The organism is Oscillibacter valericigenes (assembly GCF_021531435.1).
In the GTDB taxonomy this organism is placed as follows: Bacteria; Bacillota; Clostridia; order Oscillospirales; family Oscillospiraceae; genus Oscillibacter; species Oscillibacter valericigenes_B.
In genome coordinates this window covers 53,253-75,721 of record NZ_JAFBIS010000008.1, presented here as the reverse complement: position 1 = coordinate 75,721, position 22,469 = coordinate 53,253, and the positions used below count along the sequence as shown (strand labels likewise).

The 22,469-nt window shown below is 61.9% G+C and carries 22 protein-coding genes and 1 other annotated feature; of the genes, 15 read left to right on the top strand and 7 right to left on the bottom strand.

Translation table 11 applies throughout. The annotated features are described in order from the left end of the window. Positions 1-98 precede the first annotated feature (98 nt). Positions 99-1,943, top strand: a complete 1,845-nt coding sequence (locus tag JQM68_RS06215; RefSeq protein WP_235222128.1) for a 5'-nucleotidase C-terminal domain-containing protein — start codon at positions 99-101, stop codon at positions 1,941-1,943. Positions 1,944-1,999: 56 nt separating this feature from the next. Here JQM68_RS06215 and proC read toward each other — a convergent pair whose 3' ends face one another. Genes proC through proB form a run of 4 tightly spaced genes read right to left on the bottom strand, consistent with a single transcriptional unit; the run spans position 2,000 to position 5,330 of the window. Next, positions 2,000-2,800, bottom strand: a complete 801-nt coding sequence (proC, locus tag JQM68_RS06210; protein WP_235222127.1) for a pyrroline-5-carboxylate reductase — start codon at positions 2,798-2,800, stop codon at positions 2,000-2,002. 2 nt (positions 2,801-2,802) lie between these two features. Next, positions 2,803-3,246: a hypothetical protein gene (locus tag JQM68_RS06205; RefSeq protein ID WP_235222126.1), complete on the bottom strand. Its 444-nt coding sequence runs from the start codon at positions 3,244-3,246 to the stop codon at positions 2,803-2,805. Positions 3,247-3,267: 21 nt separating this feature from the next. Further along, a complete protein-coding gene (locus JQM68_RS06200; RefSeq protein ID WP_235222125.1) occupies positions 3,268-4,515 on the bottom strand; it encodes a glutamate-5-semialdehyde dehydrogenase in 1,248 nt (415 codons plus the stop codon). Next, a complete protein-coding gene (gene proB / locus JQM68_RS06195) occupies positions 4,512-5,330 on the bottom strand; it encodes a glutamate 5-kinase (protein ID WP_235222124.1) in 819 nt (272 codons plus the stop codon). Before proB ends, JQM68_RS06200 begins: the two co-directional genes overlap by 4 nt. A 124-nt stretch (positions 5,331-5,454) precedes the next feature. Here proB and JQM68_RS06190 point away from each other — a divergent pair, with 124 nt between their 5' ends. From JQM68_RS06190 to JQM68_RS06175, 4 genes are all read left to right on the top strand, one after another. After that, positions 5,455-6,171, top strand: a complete 717-nt coding sequence (locus JQM68_RS06190; RefSeq protein ID WP_235222123.1) for a ClpP family protease — start codon at positions 5,455-5,457, stop codon at positions 6,169-6,171. A 175-nt stretch (positions 6,172-6,346) separates the two neighbouring features. Continuing rightward, a complete protein-coding gene (locus JQM68_RS06185) occupies positions 6,347-6,595 on the top strand; it encodes an XRE family transcriptional regulator (RefSeq protein WP_235222122.1) in 249 nt (82 codons plus the stop codon). Positions 6,596-6,722: 127 nt separating this feature from the next. Continuing rightward, the gene (locus tag JQM68_RS06180) at positions 6,723-7,253 is read left to right on the top strand and encodes a hypothetical protein (protein WP_235222121.1); all 531 of its coding nucleotides are present in this window, start codon (positions 6,723-6,725) and stop codon (positions 7,251-7,253) included. Beyond that, a complete protein-coding gene (locus JQM68_RS06175) occupies positions 7,250-7,441 on the top strand; it encodes a helix-turn-helix transcriptional regulator (protein WP_235222120.1) in 192 nt (63 codons plus the stop codon). The genes JQM68_RS06180 and JQM68_RS06175 overlap by 4 nt, the downstream gene beginning before the upstream one ends. 36 nt (positions 7,442-7,477) lie before the next feature. Here the strand turns inward: JQM68_RS06175 and JQM68_RS06170 are convergent, their stop codons facing one another. From JQM68_RS06170 to JQM68_RS06160, 3 genes are read right to left on the bottom strand one after another with little or no spacing between them, the layout of a single operon-like run. Then, positions 7,478-7,681, bottom strand: coding sequence for a sulfurtransferase TusA family protein (locus tag JQM68_RS06170; protein ID WP_235222119.1), 204 nt, complete (start codon positions 7,679-7,681; stop codon positions 7,478-7,480). Then, positions 7,681-8,784, bottom strand: a complete 1,104-nt coding sequence (gene yedE, locus JQM68_RS06165) for a YedE family putative selenium transporter (protein WP_235222118.1) — start codon at positions 8,782-8,784, stop codon at positions 7,681-7,683. Before yedE ends, JQM68_RS06170 begins: the two co-directional genes overlap by 1 nt. A gap of 36 nt (positions 8,785-8,820) precedes the next feature. Next, entirely contained in the window at positions 8,821-9,057 is a 237-nt protein-coding gene (locus JQM68_RS06160) for a DUF3343 domain-containing protein (protein WP_235222117.1), read from the bottom strand. Between the two features lie 167 nt (positions 9,058-9,224). Here JQM68_RS06160 and smc point away from each other — a divergent pair, with 167 nt between their 5' ends. From smc to leuS, 10 genes are all read left to right on the top strand, one after another. Continuing rightward, positions 9,225-12,791: a chromosome segregation protein SMC gene (gene smc, locus JQM68_RS06155; protein ID WP_235222116.1), complete on the top strand. Its 3,567-nt coding sequence runs from the start codon at positions 9,225-9,227 to the stop codon at positions 12,789-12,791. Positions 12,792-12,804: 13 nt separating this feature from the next. After that, positions 12,805-13,677 carry a signal recognition particle-docking protein FtsY gene (gene ftsY, locus JQM68_RS06150; protein ID WP_235222115.1) on the top strand — a complete coding sequence of 291 codons (873 nt, stop codon included), beginning with the start codon at positions 12,805-12,807 and terminating at the stop codon, positions 13,675-13,677. Positions 13,678-13,770: 93 nt separating this feature from the next. Next, entirely contained in the window at positions 13,771-14,493 is a 723-nt protein-coding gene (rph, locus tag JQM68_RS06145; protein ID WP_235222114.1) for a ribonuclease PH, read from the top strand. Continuing rightward, on the top strand, positions 14,493-15,089 hold the full coding sequence (locus JQM68_RS06140; protein WP_235222113.1) for an XTP/dITP diphosphatase: 597 nt from the start codon (positions 14,493-14,495) through the stop codon (positions 15,087-15,089). The genes rph and JQM68_RS06140 overlap by 1 nt, the downstream gene beginning before the upstream one ends. Before the next feature lie 29 nt (positions 15,090-15,118). Beyond that, entirely contained in the window at positions 15,119-15,451 is a 333-nt protein-coding gene (yhbY, locus tag JQM68_RS06135; RefSeq protein WP_235222112.1) for a ribosome assembly RNA-binding protein YhbY, read from the top strand. Continuing rightward, a complete protein-coding gene (yqeK, locus tag JQM68_RS06130; protein WP_235222111.1) occupies positions 15,448-16,638 on the top strand; it encodes a bis(5'-nucleosyl)-tetraphosphatase (symmetrical) YqeK in 1,191 nt (396 codons plus the stop codon). The genes yhbY and yqeK overlap by 4 nt, the downstream gene beginning before the upstream one ends. Positions 16,639-16,646: 8 nt before the next feature. Beyond that, a complete protein-coding gene (locus tag JQM68_RS06125; protein WP_235222110.1) occupies positions 16,647-18,125 on the top strand; it encodes an LCP family glycopolymer transferase in 1,479 nt (492 codons plus the stop codon). Between the two features lie 24 nt (positions 18,126-18,149). Beyond that, positions 18,150-18,512, top strand: coding sequence for a ribosome silencing factor (gene rsfS, locus JQM68_RS06120; RefSeq protein WP_235222109.1), 363 nt, complete (start codon positions 18,150-18,152; stop codon positions 18,510-18,512). Positions 18,513-18,617: 105 nt separating this feature from the next. Then, positions 18,618-19,409, top strand: coding sequence for a hypothetical protein (locus JQM68_RS06115; protein ID WP_235222108.1), 792 nt, complete (start codon positions 18,618-18,620; stop codon positions 19,407-19,409). 73 nt (positions 19,410-19,482) lie between these two features. Further along, positions 19,483-19,694 (top strand) — a binding site (T-box leader). Between the two features lie 56 nt (positions 19,695-19,750). Further along, a complete protein-coding gene (gene leuS / locus JQM68_RS06110; RefSeq protein ID WP_235222107.1) occupies positions 19,751-22,177 on the top strand; it encodes a leucine--tRNA ligase in 2,427 nt (808 codons plus the stop codon). Positions 22,178-22,469 lie beyond the last annotated feature (292 nt).

Here is a 22,469-nt window from a genome sequence, read left to right as displayed (position 1 = left end):
TTCACGGAACTTTCCGCTCCGGGCTTTTTATTTCCGACAGATATGATATAATCATACCAATAGGCAGGTTTTGCCTGAAAACAAAAGGAGGTACACACATGAAGAGCAAGAAACTTCTGTCTCTGCTGCTGGTCCTGGCCATGATGTTCTCCCTGACGGTCACCGCCAGCGCGGAGGAGGCGGCGGTGATCTCTGCCGCGCCTGCGGATGAGATCGTCATTCTCCATACCAATGACGTCCATTGCAGCTATGAAGCCTATGACAAGGTGGCGGCTCTGGCGAAGGACGCCGATCTTCTGGTGGACGCCGGTGACGCCATCCAGGGCGGCGTGATCGGCACGCTGTCCAAGGGCGAGTACATCGTGGACATTATGAACGAGATCGGCTACGATGCGGCGGTCCCCGGCAACCATGAGTTCGACTACGACATGGACCAGTTCCTGAAGCTGGCCAAGGAAAAGGCTGAGTACCCCTATCTCTCTGCCAACTTTGTAGATAAGACCGGCAAGCCCGTGTTTGACGCCTATAAGCTGTTCGAGGTGGACGGCAAGAAGGTCGCTTTCGTGGGCCTGACCACCCCCGAGACCTTCACCAAGTCCACTCCGACCTATTTCCAGGACGGGAACGGCAACTATATCTACGGTTTCTGTGAAGGCGGCAACGGCCAGGAGCTGTACGCCGCGGCACAGAAGGCCATCGACGCGGCGGAAGCCGCCGGAGCGGACTACGTCATCGGCCTGGGACACCTGGGCATTGACGGAGAGTCCTCCCCCTGGACTTCCAAGGAAGTCATCGCCAACACCACCGGCTTTGACGCTTTCATTGACGGCCACTCCCACTCCACTTTTGCCGAGACCGTGAAGGATAAGGCCGGCAACGACGTGGCTTTCGCCCAGACCGGCACCAAGCTGGCCAACGTGGGCAAGATCACCATCAAAGCCGACGGCACCATCACCTGTGAGAACATCGACTTGGCCAATGTGACTGCCGACGCCGATACCACGGCTTACATCGCCGGTGTGACCGAGAAGTTCGACGCCCTGCAGAATACGGTGGTGGCCAAGACAGAAGTGGAACTGACCATCAACGGCGCCGACGGCAAGCGCGCTGTCCGCAGTGCGGAGACCAACCTCGGCGACCTGTGCGCCGACGCTTACCGCGTGATGCTGGGCGCTGATGTGGCTTTCGTCAACGGCGGCGGCGTCCGTGCCAATCTTGCCGCCGGCGATATTACCTACGGTGACATCGTCAACGTCCATCCCTTCGGCAATGAGGCCTGCCTGGTGAAGGTCACCGGCCAGCAGATCAAGGACGCTCTGGAGCTGGGCGCTTCCGCGTATCCCGGCGAGAGCGGCGGCTTCCTGCAGGTCTCCGGCCTGACCTATACCATTGACAGCACCATTCCCTCCTCCGTGGTGCGGGATGAAAAGAACATGTTTGTCAAGGTGGACGGCGCTTACCGCGTTTCCGACATTCAGGTCGGCGGCCAGCCTCTGGATGTGAACAAGACCTACACCCTGGCCTCCCACAACTATATGCTGAAGTCTCAGGGCGACGGCTATGCCATGTTCGGCACTGACAATGTGGAGATCATCAAGGACTGTGTGATGATCGATAACCAGGTCCTGATCAACTACATTGTGGAAGAGCTGAATGGCACCGTGGGGCAGGAGTATGCCGCCCCCGCCGGCCGCATCACCATCGTGACCGCGCCCGCCGAGCCTGAGCAGCCTGTGGAGCCTGCCAAGCCCGCGGAGCCTGAAAAACCCGCCGCCGAGAGCGGCACCTACACCGTGGTTGCCGGCGACTGCCTGTGGAGCATCGCCCAGAAGACCTACGGCACCGGCACCAAGTGGGGCGTCATCTACGAGGCTAACAAGGCCACCGTCAAGGATCCCGGCATGATCTACATCGGCCAGGTCCTGACGATCCCCGCCGCCTGAAAAGCTGCGTCCATAAAAGAAAGCCCGGAGCATCGCTCCGGGCTTTCTTTTGCGTGTTATTTCAAATCAGCATTTTTCTCGTAGGCTGCGATGACCGCGTCCATGACGGCTCCCCGGAAGCCCGCCTCCTCCAGGGTTCGGACGCCCTGGATGGTGGTGCCGCCGGGGGAGCAGACGGCGTCTTTCAGAACGCCGGGGTGCTTGCCGCTCTCCAGGACCAGCCGGGCGGAGCCCAGCACCATCTGGGCCGCGTATTCCATGGCCGCCGCCCGGGGCAGGCCGCAGGCCACGCCGCCGTCGGCCAGCGCTTCAATGAACAGGTCCACGAAAGCGGGGCCGCAGCCGGACACGGCGGAACCGGCGTCGATCAGCTTTTCCGGCAGAGGGGAGAACCGCCCCGCTCCGGCCATAGCGTCCAGGAATACTTTTTCTTCAGTTTGGGCAACGCCCTCGCCGCAGGCGTACAAAATCATACCCTCGCCGATGGCGGCGGGCGTGTTGGGCATGATGCGTATGACGGGGTAGTTCCCGCCTGCCAGCTCCTGGATGCGGGCGATGGTGAGGCCAGCCGCCATGGTCACCAGGATGAAGCGGCTCTCTCGCTTTGCCAGCACGGGGCCGATCTCCGCCAAGAGGTCCGCCATTATCTGGGGCTTTACCCCCAGGAAGATAAAGTCGGCGCTCTCCGCGATGGCCTCGTTGTCCGTCACCCGGCACTCCAGCTCCTCCGCCAAAGCCCTGGCTTTTTCCACGGTGCGGTTCGCCAGAAACACCTGGTCGCTGGGGATACTTTTGCAGGCGGCCCGGGCCAGGGCTCCGCCCATGTTGCCGGTGCCGATAAAACCTAAAGTTGCCATATTCAATCCACCTCTTTTTGACCGTTACGGCCATGTTTTTCCAGTAAAATGCGGATCAGGGAGACAACGGAGGCAAGCCCCGCCGGCAGACTGATAACACAGTAAAAAATGTCCTCCTGCCATCCTTCTCCCCGGTAGGGATAAGTTCCGGGCATCCACTGCCGGACCAGTCCTATGACGGGAAGGAGACCGAACAAAACCACAAAAAGCAGCAAGGCAGGGACCCGCTCCGGCTGCTTCCGGCCGTTCCAGCAGGCAGCGGCGATCAGCAGCATGCCGGCGGTGATCAGCGGATACCGCGCCGCGGGAACGTCCAGACAGCTCAGTAACGTCAGGACCGTCAGCACGGCGATCAACGCTATTTTCAGGGGCAGCGGCCTGATCCGGCGTCCGGCCGCATAGCAAAGACTGAGCCCTATCAGAATGCTGAGCAGAAAATCCGGCACGGCAGTTTTTCCTTTCTAGTGTCAGCGCACCTGTCCCTCGCCGTAAATGACGTACTTGCAGGAGGTCAGTTCCTCCAGCCCCATAGGGCCCCGGGCGTGCATCTTCTGGGTGGAGATGCCGATCTCGGCCCCCAGGCCGAATTCGCCGCCGTCGGTGAACCGGGTGGAGGCGTTGACGTATACCGCCGCCGCGTCCACCTGGTCCAGGAAGTGCTGGGCCTTGAAGTAGTTCTTCGTGATGATGGCCTCGGAGTGCCCGGTGCCGTGCTGGTTGATGAACCGGATGGCCTCGTCCATGTCCTTCACCGTCCGGACGGCCAGAATGTAGTCGTCGTATTCCGCGTCCCAGTCGCTCTCGGCGGCGGGCAGGGCACGGGTGCCAAGAATGTCCAGAGCAGCAGCGTCGGCCCGCAGCTCCACGGCCTTTTCGTCCAGCAGGGGCAGGGCCTTGGACCAGAAGTCCCTGGCGATGTCCTCCTGGACCAGCACGCACTCCACGGCGTTGCACACGGAGGGCCGGGAGCACTTGGCGTTGAACAGCACCTTGGCAGCCATGTCCAGGTCGGCCTCGTCGTCCACGTAGATGTGGCACACGCCCTCGCCGGTGCGGATGACCGGCACGCTGGCCTCCTGCGCCACCGCCCGGATCAGCCCCGCGCCGCCACGGGGGATGAGGACGTCCACATAGCCGTCCAGGTGCATCAGCTCGTTGGCCGTCTCATGGCTGGTGTCCTGCACCAGGGAGATGCAGTCCTCCGGCAGTCCCACAGAGTGAAGCGCCTCCCGCATGAGCTTGACCACGCAGCGGTTGGAGCGGATGGCCTCCTTGCCGCCCCGAAGAATGCACACGTTGCCGGATTTCAGGCACAGCGCCGCCGCGTCCACGGTGACGTTGGGCCGGGCCTCGAAAATGATAGCGATGACGCCAAGAGGCACCCGCCGCCGGCCGATGATGAGTCCGTTGGGCCGGGTCTCCATCTTCGTGACCTGGCCGATGGGGTCCGGCAGAGCGGACACCTGCCGCACGCCATCCACGATGCCGGCGATGCGCTCCGGGGTGAGGGTCAGGCGGTCCAGCATGGCGGGGCGCATCCCCGCCTCCTTTGCCGCCGATACGTCGGCTGCGTTGGCGGATAACCATTCGTCCTGCCGCTGTGTCAAAATGTCCGCGATGGCGGCCAGGGCAGCGTTTTTCTTCGCAGTCCCGGCGGTAGCCAATATGTAAGTTGCGTCCTTTGCCAGTTTGCCCTGCTGCTGTAATGCGGTCATACGCGTCCCTCCTCATATCCGGCGGCCAAAAACCGCGTGCCGATGTCTTTTCCCCCCACGATGCCGTAGAGGTCTTCCATCCGTTCTCCGTTGGTGATGACCATGTCGCACCCGGCGTTCATGGCGATGCGGGCGGCGGAGAGCTTGGTGGCCATGCCGCCGGTGCCCCGCCAGCTTCCCGCGCCGCCGGCCATTTCCAGGATCTCCGGCGTCAGCTCCTTCACCTGATGGAGGAGCCTGGCGCCGGGATACCGCTTGGGGTCGGCGTTGTAGAGCCCGTCGATGTCGGAGAGCAATACCAGCAGGTCCGCCCGGCACAGCTCCGCCACGATAGCGGACAGGGTGTCGTTGTCGCCCAGCACCTTGTGGTGCCCGGTCTCGATCTCGGCGGAGGACACGGAGTCGTTTTCGTTCACCACCGGGATGACGCCCATTTCCAGCAGAGCGGAGAAGGTGCTGCGCAGATGTTCCGCCCGGTCCGGGTCCTCCACATCGTCCCCGGTCAGCAAAATCTGGGCCATGGTGCGGTTGTACTCGGAAAAGAGCTTGTCGTAAATATGCATCATGCGGCACTGGCCCACGGCGGCGGCCGCCTGCTTCATCCGCAGCTCCTTTGGCCGCTCCGGGAGCCCCAGCCTGGCGGTGCCCACGGCGATAGCGCCGGAGGTCACCAGAATGACCTCATGTCCCGCGCCGCTGAGGTCGGACAGCACCCGTACCAGATGCTCCATGCTCCTGAGGTCCACCGCCCCGGAGTCATGGGTGAGGGTGGAGGTGCCCACCTTTACCACAATGCGCTGTTTTTTCTGTTCCATGGTATCAGCTCCCGGCTTTTGAAAAATATGAATCAGTATAGCACGGAGCAGTGGAAAAAGAAACCCCGGAGCGCGTGTAGTTTTCATAAAAATGGAGACAATACCGGGGAAAGTGAGGGATAATATGACCGAAAATACCAAGCCCGCCGAGCCGTCCGGGGAAAACGGCTCCGACGAGGCCAAGGAGACGACACAGAACCTCCTGGACTTCGGCTCCGCCCTGACCCGCACGCCTCACGGCACGGTGTACACCCTGACCATCATCGGTCAGATCGAGGGCCACTCCACCGCATCCAATACCTCCAAGACCACGAAATATGAGCACGTCCTGCCCCTTCTCGCCCGGCTGGAGGAGAGCGGGGAGGTGGACGGTGTGCTGTTCCTCCTGAACACGGTGGGAGGCGATGTGGAGGCGGGCCTTGCCATCGCCGAAATGATCGCCAGCATGACGAAGCCCACGGTCTCTATCGTCCTGGGTGGCAGCCACTCCATCGGTGTGCCGCTGGCGGTGGCGGCGAAGCGGAGCTTCGCGGTGCCCTCCGCCGCCATGACCATCCACCCCGTCCGCATGAGCGGCACCGTCATCGCCGCCCCCCAGACTTACAACTACTTCCAGCGGCTCCAGGACCGCATTGTGGCCTTTGTGTCCGGACACAGCCAAATCAGCGCGGAGGACTTCCAGACCCTGATGCTGAAAAAGGACGACATGGCCGCCGATGTGGGCAGCGTCCTCTACGGCGAGGAGGCGGTGCGAAAGGGCATCATCGACGCGGTGGGCGGCCTCTCCGACGGCCTTGCCTGCCTGTACCGGCAGATCGGGGAACGGAAAACAAAAGAATAAACGCAGGCGTCCTCCCGGCGGGAGGGCGCCTGCGGAGGGGTCCTCGGTGATGATCAGGAAGGTCATGTGCTGAGCCGCCTTTCTCCAAAAATCAAGCATTTATCTCGTTATATTTGGTATTGCCAAATATAGCAAGGACTTTTTTGCATATACTAAGCCAAAAGGGGAGATGAGGATGAAACCGCGGCGGCTTGCGCTGGGAGAACGGAATATCGTGGGCGCCCGCGTGACAGAGGCCAGACTTGCCGCCGGTATGAAGCAGGTGGAGCTGCTGGCGAAGCTCCAGACCCGGGGCGTGGAGATCAGCGTGCCCGCCCTGTCCCTTCTGGAGGGGCAGAAACGCCCGGTATCCGATGTCGAACTGAAGGCTCTGGCGGACATCTTCGGCGTGTCCGCGGACTGGCTGCTGGGACGGGAAGCGTAAATACAATTCGTGGAGACGGCATAGCGCCGTCTCTTTTTTAAGACAAAAAGTAAAATATACTTGACAAAAAGCTTGCAATGGATTACACTCACTGCATAACCTGAGATGAAAAAAGGAGAGACGACATATGGAACACTCTTTGGGATATAACCTCGGTATGCTGGTTGGAGTACTGGCGGGGGCTCTGGTGGGCGTGGGCATCATAGCACTGCTGTTCAAGCTGAAGGTCATGGACCTGACCTTTGACGAGCGGCAGGAGCGGGCCAGGGGACAGGCCTACAAGTACGGCTTCTGGACCTTGCTGACGTGCCTGCTGCTGTACGGCTTTTCCGACATGGTCCTGGGCCGTTGGTGCGATGTTCTCGCCGGTGCTATGCTGTGTGTCGCCGCGGCGCTGATCGTGTTCGGTTCCGTCTGCATCGTGAAGGACGCCTACCTGAGCCTGAAGGAAAAGCCCCGGACGGTGATGACGCTGTTGGCTGTTGTTTCGGTTTTGAACCTGGCTATCGGCGCCATGAATTGGAAAAACGGCCGGGTGTTCCGGGACGGCATCCTGACATACAGCGCGGCGAACGGTATCTGCGGCGCTATCACACTGACGATCCTGGTGGTATATGTGGTGAATTATCTGCTGGACAAGCAGGAGGCAGGGGAATGAAGAACCTGCGCTTGAAATCCGCCCGGGCGGCGCTGGACATGAACCAGCAGCAGCTGGCCGATGCGGTGGGTGTCTCCCGCCAGACCATCAACGCCATTGAAAAGGGCGACTACAACCCCACCATCAAGCTGTGTATCGCCATCTGCAAAACTCTGGACAAAACCCTGGACGAGCTGTTCTGGGAGTAAAAACACAAGGCCGCCTCTTTCGAGGCGGTCTTGCTGTCATTTTGTCAGCGTCAGCTTGAAATCGGGGCCGTCGGCGGCGACCTCCACCTGATAGCCCTGGGAACGGGCGAACCGGGTGATATTTTCCACCGCTACCTTGGCGTCAGCCAGGACCTCCAGTCTGGCGGGGGCGCCGTCCTTGATGGCCTTCTGGACCATGACGACGGGGGTGGGGCAGGAAAGCCCTCTGGTATCGATCATCACGCTTCCTCCTTTCCGGGGAGATGGAGCAGGGAGATGGCCAGCAGCACCACGAAGCCCAGCACCACGGCCACCATGCCGTGGGTGCCGATGCCGCCCACCTTGTACACGCCGTCCACCACGCTGTCGGGGTTGCCCGCCAGACCGAAGTTGTGGGCAACGGCGGCGCCCACGATCATGCCCAGCACGGTGACAGCGGAATCGCCGTTGCCCTCACCGGCCAGGATGAGCTGCCGCAGGGGGCAGCCGCCCAGCAGGATAGAGCCCCAGCCCGCCAGCGCCATGCCCAGGAAGGACCACAGGTACTGGCTGTGGGCGATGGGTTGAGATACGGCGGAAAGGTTGTAATTGCCCAGGATCAGATTGCCCACGGTGACGGTGACCCAGATGGCCAGAAAGCCGGTCAGCAGGGTGTAGTCCTTCAGCAAAAACACGTCCCGCAGGCCGCCGGCCATGCACAGGCGGCTCCGTTGGGCCATGATGCCCACCGCCAGTCCTGCGATGAGGGACACCAGCCAGAAGGCGTGCATGGAGCCGGGGCCTTCCTCGGAGAACTTCAGCAGCTGGGGCGCGGCCACCAGCAGCACCAGCAGAACGACCATCACGCCGGGGAGCATCAGGCCCTCACCCTTTCGGACAGAGTAGGCCCGGCCCAGGGAGAAGCCCTTCTTCAAAAAGACAATGCCCACCAGAATACCGGCGATGAAGCCCAGCAGACCGGCCACGGCGGTCAGGTCGCCGCCGCCCAGACGGATGACCATGCGCAGGGGGCAGCCCAGGAACACCAGCGCGCCGATCATCACGAACAGGCCCAGCACAAAGCGGCAGGCGGGGGAGGACCCGGCACGGCCCCGGAACTCCCTGGCGGCCACGGCGGAAAGCAGCGCGCCCAGCACGATGCCGATGATCTCCGGACGGATGTACTGCACCTTGGCGGCGCTGTGCAGGCCCAGAGCGCCCGCGATGTCACGCTCGAAGCAGGCGATGCAGAAGCCCATGTTCTTCGGGTTTCCGGCGGCGGTGAGGATCAGGGCGGCTACGCCCACCACCACGCCGGTCAGCAGGATCAGCCAGTGGTCCCGCAGCCAACGGTTTTCTTTCATTTCAAAATCTCTCCTCCTGTTTTTTCGGACAGCGGCTCATACGGAAAGCAGATAGATCCCGGCTACCTCCAGCCCGGCCTCCCGGAACCGCCGCTCCAGGGTGTCCCGCAGCTCGGCGGGAGCGCTCCAGGCGATGCCGCAGTCTGAGGTGACGCTCCGGGGCACGGGGATGAGACGGCCCTCCAGACCCTCCTGCCGGCACAGCCGCTCGGCGGACATGGCGGCGGCGGTGGTATGAAAGGCGGCCACAGTCCGCAGCTCCTTTTTCCGCATAACTTGTTCCTCCGTCCGTTATTCTATCAAAAGAATAACACATGGGAGATCAAATGTCGAGATCTGTTTTGAGTATCACGCTCCCGCCGGAATTTGGCCTTGAAAACCAGGCATTTCTCTGATATATTATTCTAATTATAGTATGTTGATTTCCGAGAGGTGAGCGTGTGTATTTAAAAGCATTGGAGATCCAGGGCTTCAAGTCCTTTCCGGATAAGACGGTCCTGAATTTTGGCGAGGACATCACCGCCATCGTGGGCCCCAACGGCTCCGGCAAGTCCAACATTTCGGACGCCATCCGCTGGGTCATGGGCGAGCAGAGCGCCAAGGGCCTCCGGGGCGCCAAGATGGAGGACGTCATTTTCGGCGGCACGGAAAAGCGGGCCCAGGTGGGTTTTGCCCAGGTGACGCTGGTCATCGACAACACGGAGCACATCTTCCCCGCCATGGAGGAGAGCGAGGTATCCGTCACCCGCCGCTATTACCGCAGCGGCGAGAGCGAATATTACATCAACCGCCAGTCCGTCCGCCTGAAAGACGTGACGGAGCTGTTCATGGATACCGGCATGGGCCGTGAGGGTTATTCCATCATCGGCCAGGGCAAGATCGACGAGATCCTGTCCGCCAAGAGCGGCGAGCGCCGGGAGATTTTCGAGGAAGCCGCCGGCATCTCCAAATTCCGCCATCGGAAAGAGGAGGCGGAGCGGAAGCTGGAGCGCACGGAGGAGAATCTGGTCCGCATCAACGACAAGATCGCCGAGCTGGAGCTGCAGGTCGGCCCCTTGAAGGACCAGGCGGAGAAGGCGAAGAAGTACCTGGTCCTTCGGGACGAGCTGCGCCTTTTGGAGATCTCCGTGTGGCTGAGCAACCTGGATGACCTGAAAGCAAATGCCCGGAAGCTGGAATCGGACCTCCGGGCCGCGGAAGCCCAGCGAAACGAAGCCCGCGCCGCCCTGGACGCCCTCTATGCTGAGGGCGAGCAGTTCGGCGAGAGAATGCGGGAAAAGGACATGGAGGCCGAGCGCATCCGTGCCGAAGCCGCCGAGCTGGACAGCCAGGTGAAGGAGCAGGAGTCCGCCGCGGCGGTGCTGGAGAGCACTATTGCCCATAACGAAGAGAATATCCGCCGTGCCCAGACGGAGCTGGCGGAGACGGACAGCCGCAACCAAGGCCTTGAAAAGCAGGCGGCGGAGCAGGAAGCCCGTGTCGCGGAAATCGACAAGGAGATCGAAGAGCTGAACACCGCCCTGGACGCTTTGCTGGAGCAGGCACGGACTGCCGCCGAGGAGGCGGGGGGCCAGCAGTCCGAGGCGGAGGCCCTCCGGGGCCGGGAGGCCATGGCCGTGGCCGCCGCTGCGGATGCCCGCGCTGAAGCTGCCGCCATCGCAGCGGAAAACGGCCAGATCCGGGAGCGGAAAGAGGCCGTGGAGCGGGACAAGGCGGACGCCGAAGCCAAACTTGAGGAATCCCGCAAAGAGGCGAAAGCCAACCGCCGCGCTCTGGAGGACGCCCGGGACGAGGCAACCGCCGTTGCCAACATCATCGCGGGCCACAGCCTGCGGATGGAGGAGCGGAAGAAGAAAGCCGCCGCCGCCGGCGAAGAGCGGGTCAAACTGACCATGGACGTCGGCGCGCTGGACAACCGCATCCGCCTACTGACGGAGATGGAGAAGGAGTACGAGGGCTTTTCCAAGGCCGTCAAGCTGGTGTGCCAGGCCCAGAACAGTCTGCGGGGCATCCACGGCCCCGTGGCGAACCTGATGAAGACCGACAGCCGCTATTCCCTGGCCATCGAGATCGCCCTGGGCGGCGGACTGCAGAACATCGTGGTGGACCGGGAGGAAGACGCCAAGGCCGCCATCAACTTTTTGAAGCAGCGGGACGGGGGCCGCGCCACCTTCCTGCCGCTGACCGCCATCCGGGGCGACGAGCTGCGCCAGAGCGGGGTGGAGAATGAGTTTGGCTTCGTGGGGCTGGCCTCCCGGCTGGTGACCTTCGACGCCAAGTATACGAATATCTTCCAGAACCTCCTGGGCCGGACGGTCATCGTGGAGGACATGGACTGCGGCATCGCCATGGCCCGGAAGTACAAAAATGCCTTCCGCATCGTGACGCTGGACGGCCAGGTCATCAACCGCGGCGGTTCCATGACCGGCGGCTCCACCAGCCGCAGCGCCGGCGTTCTGAGCCGCGCCGCCGAGCTGGAGAAGCTGAACGGCCGCGCCGCCGCCATGCATGAAAAGCTGGCCGCCGCCCAGAAGAACGAAGAGGCGGCGAACCGGGAACTGGCCGCCGCCCAGTATGAGCTGGAGACCGCCGAGGGCCAGCGCCGCCAGGCCGAGGACGAAGTCCTGCGGCTGGAGGGGGCCAAGAATCACTTTGACATTCTGCTGCGCTCCCTGGAGGAGAGCCTGGAAAACCTGGAGGGCGAGCTGGAGAGTCTGAACGGCCGCCTGAGCGACAATGCCCGGCGTGCCGCCGCCGCTGAAAAGGCTGTGGCGGAGCAGGAGGCCCTGGCGGAGAGCCTGCGGGCCCAGGCGGAGGAAGCCCTCTCCGGCCAGTCCGAGCTGCTGGCCCAGTCCGGTGCCCTGACGGAGGAGATCACCGGGAAGAAATCCGATTTGGCGGCCCTGACTGCCGAGCGGGAGGGCACCGTCCACCGTGCCGCCGACCTGCGCCAGCTGGCGCGGGAGCTGGCGGGAGACCGGAGCCAGAAAGAGGAGGCTGTCCGCGGTTACCAGAAGAACATTGATGAAGCCCAGCGTGAAATTGCCCAGTGCCGGGAGGCACTGGAGCGGCTGGCGGGCCAAGGCCAGACCTTCCGGGACCGTTTGAAGGCCCTGAATGATGAAAAAATCGCCCTGGAGGCGGAGCGCACCGCCAAGAACAAACAGAGCCAGGAGATGAACGAAAACCTGCTGGACCTGGAGCGGGTAGTCAGCAAGCTGGAGCAGAAGAAGGCCACCGGTGCCATGGAGGAAAAGCAGATCCTGGACCGCCTGTGGGAGACCTACGAGCTCAGCCACACCGACGCCCAGGCACAGCGCATCGAGCTGGAGAGCATCCCCAAGGCCAGCCGCCGCATCGGTGAGCTGAAGCGGGAGATCAATTCTCTGGGCGCCATCAACATTGGCGCCATCGAGGAGTTCGACCGGGTCAACGGCCGCTATACCTACCTGACCGACCAGCGCAACGACGTGGAGAAAGCCAAGGAGGAGCTGGGCGGCATCATCGAGGACATCACCAGCCAGATGACGGTCATCTTCGCGGAACAGTTCAAGCTCATCAACGAGAGTTTCCAGACCACTTTCACCGACCTCTTCGGCGGCGGTACCGCCCGTCTGGAGCTGGAGGACGAGAACGACATTCTGGGCTGCGGCATCGAGATCAAGGCCCAGCCGCCGGGAAAGACCCTCAAGACCATCTCTCTGCTGTCCGGCGGTGAGAAGGCGTTCGTAGCTATCGCACTGTACTTCGCCATTTTGAAGGTCCATCCCACGCCCTTCTGCGTCATGGACGAGATCGAGGCCGCTCTGGACGAGCCCAACGTCATCCGGGTGGCCCGGTACATGCGGACGCTGGCGGGGAAGACGCAGTTCATCGTCATCACCCACCGCCGGGGCACCATGGAGGAGGCCGACGTCCTCTACGGCGTCACCATGCAGGAGCAGGGGGTCAGTAAGATTTTGACCATCAATCTGAACGACATGGCGAAAGAGCTAAAAATCAAGTAAAAGGACGAACGTTATGGGCTTTTTTGACAAACTGAAAAAAATCACCACCAACCTGTTCTCCGGCTTCACCGAGGCGGACGAGGCGTTCTTTGAGGAGCTGGAGGAGACCCTGATCCTGGCGGACCTGGGCATGGACACCGCCCTGGAGGCGGTGGAGAAGCTGCGCCAACGCGTCCGCAAGGAGAAACTCCGCGACCAGGAGGAGGTCAAGGCCGCCCTGCGGGACATCCTGGTGGAGATGATGAATGTGGGCGACACCGCCCTGGATACGTCTACCCAGCCCAGTGTGGTGCTGTTCATCGGCGTCAACGGCGTGGGCAAGACCACCTCCATCGGCAAGCTGGGCAATCAGCTGAAAAACGAGGGCAAGCGGGTCCTGTTCTGCGCGGCGGATACCTTCCGTGCCGCCGCTGCCGACCAGCTCCAGATCTGGTCGGAGCGGGCGGGCTGCGAGATCGTCCGCCAGCATGAGGGCGCCGACCCCGGCGCGGTGCTGTTCGACGCCCTTCAGGCCGCCAAGGCGCGGGGCGTGGACGTGGTGCTGTGCGACACCGCCGGACGGCTCCACAACAAGGCTAACCTGATGGCGGAGCTGGCGAAGCTCTCCAAGATCATCGACCGGGAGTGCCCCGGCGCGGCCCGGGAGACGCTGCTGGTGCTGGACGCCACCACCGGACAGAACGGCCTTATCCAGGCCCGGACGTTCAAGGAGACGGCGGGTCTCACCGGCATCGTTCTGACGAAGCTGGACGGCACCGCCAAGGGCGGCATCGTCATCGCCATCGCCCGGGAGCTGGGCGTACCCGTGAAGTTTGCCGGCGTGGGCGAGGGCATCGACGACCTGCGCCCCTTTGACGCCCGCTCCTACGTGGAGGCTATCATCTGAACCCTGGGAGGGGAGCGGGCTCCCCGCCATAAACAGCCCCGATGCCGCGGCCACCAGCCCGCCCCGCGGGGAAATTGAAAAGAGGAACATACCATGACCAGACAAGACGGCCGGGCGCTGGACGAGCTGCGCCCCATTAAGATCACCACCGATTTCGTGAAATTCGCGGAGGGCAGCTGCCTCATCGAGTGCGGCGACACCAAGGTCCTCTGCTGTGCCAGCGTGGAGGACCGCACCCCGCCCCACGTCCCCGAGGGGGAGGGCTGGGTCACCGCCGAGTACTCCATGCTGCCCCGGGCCAACCGGGAGCGGAGCAAGCGGGACGTCTCCAAATTGAAGCTGTCCCCCCGCAGCGCCGAAATTCAGCGGCTGGTGGGCCGCTCCCTCCGGGCCGCCGTGGACATGACGAAGCTGGGTGAGCACACCATCACCATCGACTGTGACGTGCTCCAGGGCGACGGCGGCACCCGGACGGCCTCCGTCACCGGCGGATTCATTGCCCTGACGCTGGCCTGCCGGAAGCTGGTGGAGGGAGGCGTGCTGGGCTCCAGCCCCATCCGCCACTATGTCACCGGCGTCTCCGCCGGCATCGTGGGGGAGCAGGCCATGCTGGATTTGCAGTACAGCGAGGACAGCCATGCTCAGGTGGATCTGAACTGCGTGATGAATGAGCAGGGAGAGATCATCGAACTTCAGGGCACCGGCGAGGGCCGGGCTTTCACCCTGGCGGAGCAGCAGGAGCTGGTCCGCCTGTGCGCCAAGGGAAACCGCGAACTGCTGGCCATCCAAAAGCAAGTGCTGGGAGGAAAATTCTGATGAGCGAAAAATTTGTGCTTGCCACCCATAATCCGGGCAAACTGAAAGAGATGAGCGACATCCTAGCCCGCTTCGGCGTGGAGGTCGTCAGCCCCGGGGACCTGGGGATCACCGTGGATGTGGAGGAGACCGGCACGACCTTCGCGGAGAACGCCATGCTGAAAGCGAAGGCCATCTGCGCCGCGGCGAAGCTCCCCGCCATCGCCGACGATTCCGGCCTGTGCGTGGACGCTCTGAACGGCGGCCCCGGCGTGTACTCCGCCCGCTACGGCGGCGAGGGCCTGGACGATAAAGGCCGCTACACGCTTCTGCTGAACAACATGCGGGGCCAGACCACACGGGCGGCCCACTTCACCTGCTCCATTGCCTGCGCCTTCCCCAATGGAGACACCCTGACCGCCGAGGGCCGCTGCGACGGCTCCATCGCCTTTGCCCCCATGGGGAAGGGCGGCTTTGGCTACGACCCGGTGTTCTTTGTGCCGGAGAAGGCCAAGACCTTCGGTCAGCTGACAGCGGAGGAGAAGAGCACCATCTCCCACCGGGGCAAGGCCCTGAAAAGTTTTGCGGAAAAGCTGGAAACTTATTTGGGAAAATAAGCGTCTATCATCATAGATTGGAGAACAATATGGAACTGACAAGCAAACAGCGCGCCCAGCTGCGGGCCTTGGCCAACAGCATCGACACCATTTTGCAGATCGGCAAGGACGGCATCGGTGAGAACCTCATCAAGCAGGCCGACGACGCTCTGGAGGCCCGGGAACTCATCAAGGGCCGCGTTTTGGACAACAACATTGAATATGACGCCCGTATCGCGGCGGAGGAACTGGCGAAGGCCACCCGCAGCGAGGTGGTGCAGGTCATCGGCACGAAATTCGTCCTGTACCGGGAGAGCCACAGCAAGCCGAAGGAGAAGCGCATCCAGCTGGTGAAGCCCTCCAAAAAGAAGGCGAACCCATGAAGATCGGCGTTTACGGCGGCACGTTCAACCCGCCCCACCTGGGCCACCTGACGGCGGCCCGGTCCGTGTTTGAGCTGCTGAACCTGGACTTATTGCTGCTGATCCCCGCGGGATTGCCGCCCCACAAGGAACTGCCCGCAGGCTCTCCCACTGCCGTTCAGCGGCTGGAGATGACCCGTCTGGCGGGGGAGCAGCTGGGGCTGGGCGACAAGGTCCGCACCCTGGACATCGAGCTGGAGCGGGGCGGCAGGAGTTTTACCTCCGACACCCTGGCCCAGCTCAGGGAGCAGTACCCGGACAGCGAGCTGTGGCTCCTGATGGGCACCGATATGTTTCTGACCCTCCAGACGTGGCATGAGCCGGAGAAAATTCTCTCCCTGGCGGGCGTGGCCGCCTTCGGCCGCACGGAGGAGGACACCGAGGAGCTGTTTTCCGCCCAGCGGGACTATCTTTACAGGACTTATCCCCAGGCCCGCATTTTCACCCTGACGCTTCCCGGGGTCATCGACGTCTCGTCCACGGAGCTGCGGGAAAAACTGGCGAAGGGTCAGGGGGCGAACCTGCTGGCTCCGGCGGTGTACGGCTACATCCTGCGGGAGGGCCTGTACAATACGAATGCCGACCTGAAGCACCTGCCGTTGTCCCAGCTCCGCCCGGTGGCACTGAGCTATCTCAAGCACAAGCGCATTCCCCATGTGCTGGGTACGGAGCAGGAGGCCATCCGCCTGGCGGAGCGGTACGGCGCGGATGTGGAGAAGGCCCGCGCGGCGGCGCTGCTCCACGACTGCACGAAGAAGCTGGACATGCCGGCCCAGCTTGCCCTGTGTGAACAGTACGGCATCGAATTGGATGAATTGGAGCAAAAAGCGTTAAAGCTGCTCCACTCCAAGACCGGCGCCGCCATTGCAAGAGATGTGTTCGGCGTGGATGATGACATCTATTCCGCCATCTGGTACCACACCACCGGACACGCCCATATGACGAAGCTGGAGAAGATCATCTATCTGGCGGATTACATCGAACCCTCCCGGGATTTCCCCGGTGTGGATACTCTGCGCAAAGTGTGTTATGAGGATCTGGACAAGGGCCTGCTGCTGGGCCTGGAAATGACCATTGAGGAAATGACAGCGATGGGGAACCCCGTGCACCGCGCCACCGTTGAGGCGCGGGACTGGCTGAAAGGATAAAAAGAACCATGCAGAAAGAGACTGGAAAGCGTCTTGCGGGCGGGACGCATCAAAAGGAGAAGAAACCGAAAAAGCCCAGCCGGCTGACCCGGCAGCAGAAGGTACTGCTGGCGGTGGCCATTGTGCTGGCTGTGGCACTGGTGGCTGTGGTGGCCTGCCAGAGTTTGTTCGTCCGCCCGGACCTGGAGAAGAAACCCTCCAAGGCAGAGGAGCAGGAACAGATCGACTACGGCGAGGGCACGCCTCCCCGGGCCGACGGCGAGCGCAAGAGCGAGGACTACTACACCGTCCTCATCCTGGGCCGGGATACCGGCGGCGGCGGGAATACGGACACTATGCTCCTGGCAAGCTATGATGTGACCAATCAGAAGGCCACGGTCATGTCCATTCCCCGGGACACCATGGTGAACGTCTCCTGGGACATCAAGAAGATCAACTCCGTATACAATATGTATGGCGGAGGCGAGAAGGGCATCCAGGCGGTCTACAAGGAGGTCGCCCAGCTGGTGGGCTTTGAGCCGGACTACCAGGTGGTGGTGGAATGGGACGCCGTGGGCGAGATCGTGGACGCCATGGGCGGCGTGTACTTTGACGTGCCCCGGAACATGAACTACGATGACCCCACCCAGGACCTCCACATCCACATCAACAAGGGCTATCAGCTTTTGAACGGTGAACAGGCCATGGGCGTCATCCGTTACCGGCACGACAATACGGTAAACGGCAAGACCCTGGGCTATCCCGACGGCGACATCGGCCGCATCGCCACCCAGCAGGCCTTTTTGAAAGCGGTGGTGGAGCAGCTGCTCCAGGTGAAAAACGTCACCAAGATCAACCAGTTCGTCAAGGTGTTCCAGGACAACGTGGAGACGGATATGTCCTTCAGCAACATCCTCTGGTTCGCGCAGAAGGCCATTCTCGGCGGTTTGAATGCGGAGAATGTGAACTTCGTCACCATGCCCGGCAATTACAGCGCCTCCGCGTACAGCTATTCGGTCAGCAAGGAGATCGGCAGAAACAACTGGCAGTCCTATGTGACCCCCTACGCCGACGAGCTGCTGGAGCTGGTGAACACCCATCTCAGCCCCTTCAAGGAAGTGTTTACCATCAGCGACCTGGACATCATGTCCATCAATAAGGACGGCTCCATCAGCTCCACTACGGGCCACGTGGAGGACAGCCGGGCGGCGCAGCCGCCTCAGCTCCTGTACAGCACATCGACGCAGCCGGAGGAGCCCACCACCGATGAACCTGTGATCGACGGCGAGGACCCTGCCGCTTCCACGGACCCTGACAGCCCCAACAGCGGCGGTATCGTTGTCGTGGAGCCGGAACAGCCTCCTGCGGAGACCACCGACCCGACTCCTGACCCGGACCCCGCGGAGCCGGTTCAGCCTCCCGCGGAGCAGACAGACCCTGAGGCCCCCCAGCCTTCCGAGCCCCAGGACCCCGGATTTTCCATCATCGAGCCGCCTCCGGCGGCGTGAAGCAACGAAGAAAGGACGTAATATATGACACCGAAAGAATTAGCCATCATTGCCGCCAAAGCCCTTGATGAGAAGAAGGGCAAGGAGATCGCCGCCATCGAGGTGACGGAGCAGACCACGCTGGCGGACTACTTCGTCATCGCCACCGGTACCTCCAACACCCAGATCAACGCCCTGTGCGGCGCCGTGGAAAAGGCTATGGAGGAGCAGGCCGGGGAGAATCCCCTCCGCCGGGAGGGCTACCGGGACGGCACCTGGGTCCTGCTGGACTACGGCTGCGTAGTGGTCCACGTGTTCTCCGCCGAGGCCCGGGAATTCTACTCCCTGGAGCGGTTATGGCACGACGGCAAGCCTATGGATCTGAGCGAAGTGCTGACCAAGGACTGAGGGACTGCCTGTAACTTTTTGTCATCGGTTTGCAACTGAAAAGCAGTAGACATAACATTTTCCGGCCCCTATACTGTTGGCAAAACAGTATAGGGGTGGATTTTTATGGGAAAACGAATTTGGACCGCCGTGCTTCTGGCGGCTCTTTTCCTGACGGCCTGCGGCGCCCGTACGGAACAAGCGCCCGCTCCGGCGGACGGAAAGGGAGAGGAGGCCCCCACGACCTCTGAGGAGAGCGGTGCGGGACTCCTGGCTTCCGTGGACTTTTCCGCCCTTCGGGACACCATGACCCCGGAGGAATGGGAGGGACTCTCCCGCTATCTCCCGGTGCTGGAGGAGGACGCTGTGTTTCATTGGATCAACGGCGTGGAGCTGGCGGAGGACGCACCTTACCACAAGACCAGCGAAGGTGTTCGGGAGCTGGGGACTGTGACCCTGGCGGAGTTCCACAAAGCGAGATGGGCGTGGAACGGCGAAGCGCCGGAGGAGTTGGTCCTGAACAGACTGGCTGTCCGGGACACGGACGGGGACGGCGTCCCGGAGCTGGTGATGCTTTTCGATGAGTTGGGGTGGTATTACCTGATCTTCCACCAGGAGGGTGAGACTTTTTATGCTGTCGAGTTTCCCATCCGGTGGTTTGAGGATCTCCGGCAAAACGGCGTTTATCTCGGCTCCGGCGGGGCCGGCAGCAGTTGGTATTACCGGATGTCTTTCCGGGGCGGCGTGTTTGAACAGCAGGAGCTGAGCCACCGGGAGGAATGGGCCACCGGCGGCGAGTATGAGCTGGGCGGTGAAGAAGTGACCAAGGAGGCTTTTGACACCTGGCTGGCGGAGACCTTGGCGGACAGCGTTACCTGGTACGCCCCTGACGGCACCGTTATCCCGGAGAATATGTGATACCCGGCAAAAAGAAAGAAGATTTTCCGCATTTTTCTTGACAAACACCCGAAACCCTCATAAAATAGACGCGTTAGCGACTTTGAAGGGAAGAAAGCCCGAGCGTCCCGCCCAAAGAGAGCCGGCGGCTGGTGTGAGCCGGTGGGGGAGCCTGCGGTATACTGGTCCCGGAGTCTTTCGCCTGAACCGTGAGTAGGGCGGAACGGCTGGCCCCGTTACAGGCCCCCAAGGGCTGTCCAGTGGACGGCTGAAGCAGGGTGGTACCGCGTTTTCAACGCCCCTGACCGAAGATGGTCAGGGGCGTTTCAAATTTGCAAATCACATCCGAAAGGGAGAAAAATATGAAGTACGATTTTACCGCCATTGAGAAAAAGTGGCAGCAGAAGTGGCTGGAGGAAAAGCCCTTCACCGCCGTCACCGGGGACACCACCCGGGAGAAGTTCTTCGGCCTGATCGAGTTCCCCTATCCCTCCGGCCAGGGCCTCCATGTGGGCCATGCCCGGCCTTTTACCGCCATGGACATCATCTGCCGCAAGAAGCGGATGCAGGGCTACAACGTCCTGTTCCCCATCGGCTATGACGCCTTCGGCCTGCCTACGGAGAACTACGCCGTGCAGCACCATATCCATCCCGCCAAGGTGACTCACGACAACATCGAGAACTTCCGCAAGCAGCTCCACATGCTGGGCTACTCCTTTGACTGGGACCGGGAAGTCAACACCACCGATCCCAGCTACTACAAGTGGACCCAGTGGATCTTCCTGCAGATGTTCAAGAAGGGCCTGGCCTACAAAGCCTCCATGCCCGTGAACTGGTGCACCAGCTGCAAGATCGTCCTGGCCAACGAGGAGGTCGTGGACGGCGTCTGCGAGCGCTGCGGCGGCGAGGTCATCCGCAAGGAGAAGAGCCAGTGGATGCTGGCCATCACCAAGTACGCCGACCGCCTGATCGACGACCTGGACGACGTGGACTTCATCAACCGCGTCAAGATCCAGCAGAAGAACTGGATCGGCCGCAGCGAGGGTACCGAGGTGGACTTCACCGCCACCAACGGCGACAAGCTGACGGTCTACACCACCCGCTGCGACACCCTGTTCGGCGTGACCTACATGGTCATCTCCCCTGAGCATCCCTTCCTGGACAAGTGGAAGGACCAGATCAAGAACTGGGATGAGGTCGCCGCTTACCGGGACGAGGCCGCCCACAAGTCCGACTTTGAGCGCGGCGAGCTGAACAAGGAAAAGACCGGCGTCCGGCTGGACGGCATCGAGGCCATCAACCCCGCCAGCGGCAAGCAGGTGCCCCTGTTCGTCTCCGACTACGTCCTGATGGGCTACGGAACCGGCATCGTCATGGGCGTGCCCGGTCACGACCAGCGCGACTGGGAGTTCGCCACCAAGTTCGGCCTGCCCATCATCGAGGTGGTCAAGGGCGGCGACATCACCAAGGAAGCCTTCACCCTGAAGGACGACACCGGCATCATGGTGAACTCCGGCTTCCTGGACGGCCTGACCGTGAAGGAGGCCATCCCCACCATGAAGAAGTGGGTCACGGAGCAGGGCATTGGCCATCCCAAGACCAACTTCAAGCTCCGGGACTGGGTGTTCAGCCGCCAGCGCTACTGGGGCGAGCCTATCCCCCTGGTGAACTGCCCCAAGTGCGGCTGGGTGCCCCTGCCTGAGGACCAGCTGCCCCTGTTGCTGCCCGAGGTGGAGAGCTACGAAGTCACCGATACCGGCGAATCTCCCCTTGCCAAGATGACCGACTGGGTCAACACCACCTGCCCCCAGTGCGGCGGCCCTGCCCAGCGTGAGACGGACACCATGCCCCAGTGGGCCGGTTCCTCCTGGTATTTCCTGCGGTATATGGACCCCCACAACGACAAGGCCCTGGCCAGCAAGGAGGCGCTGGATTACTGGTCTCCCGTGGACTGGTACAACGGCGGCATGGAGCACACCACCCTGCACCTGCTGTACAGCCGGTTCTGGCACAAGTTCCTGTATGACATCGGCGTGGTGCCCACCAAGGAGCCCTACGCCAAGCGCACCAGCCACGGCATGATCCTGGGCGAGGGCGGCGAAAAGATGTCCAAGTCCCGTGGCAACGTGGTGAACCCCAACGACATCGTGGAGCAGTACGGCGCGGACACCATGCGCCTGTATATCATGTTCGTGGGCGACTTCGAGCAGGCTGCCACCTGGTCCACCGAGGCGGTCAAGGGCTCCAAGCGGTTCCTGGACCGCGTGTGGAACCTGGCGGAGGGCGCTGCTGAGAGCTATGACGTGACCCCTGCCAACGAGCCCATCATCCACAAGACCATCAAGAAGGTCACCGATGACATCGACAACCTGAAGATGAACACCGCCATCGCCGCCATGATGACCATGGTGAACGAGATGAGCGCCAACGGCGTCACCCGCGGCGACATGAAGTATCTGATCCTGCTGCTGAATCCCTTCGCTCCCCACATCACCGAGGAGCTGTGGGAGATGCTGGCCTTTGCCGCCCAGACCGGCAAGATGTGCTGCCAGGCGGAGTGGCCCGCGTACGACGAGAGCAAGACCGTGGCCAGCACCGTGAACATGGCCGTCCAGGTCAACGGCAAGCTGAAGGGCACCATCACCATGCCCGCCGACAGCGAGGAAAAGGCTGTTGTGGATGCCGCCATGTCTGTTGACAAGGTCCAGAAGGCCACCGAGGGTATGAAGATCGTCAAGACCATTCTGGTGAAGAACCGTCTGGTCAATCTGATCGTAAAGCCTCAGTAATATCCGCGCCGAGTGGCGCGTGCAAGTGTTTTTGCCGTTGGCAAAAACCTTGAAATGGGCGGGCTTTGCCCGCCCATTTGAGTCAAATGCGGGGTTCCCGCAAAATCGGTAGATTTTGTGGGGCGGTATGAAGATCGTCAAGACCATTCTGGTGAAGAACCGTCTGGTCAACCTGATCGTAAAGCCCCAGTAAATCGCGGAAAAAGGCATCTCAAACAAATTTTGTGGAAAAATCCTTGACAATTCCTCCGAAGGTCCGTATAATAGCTTTGTTAACGCCATAGATTATGGC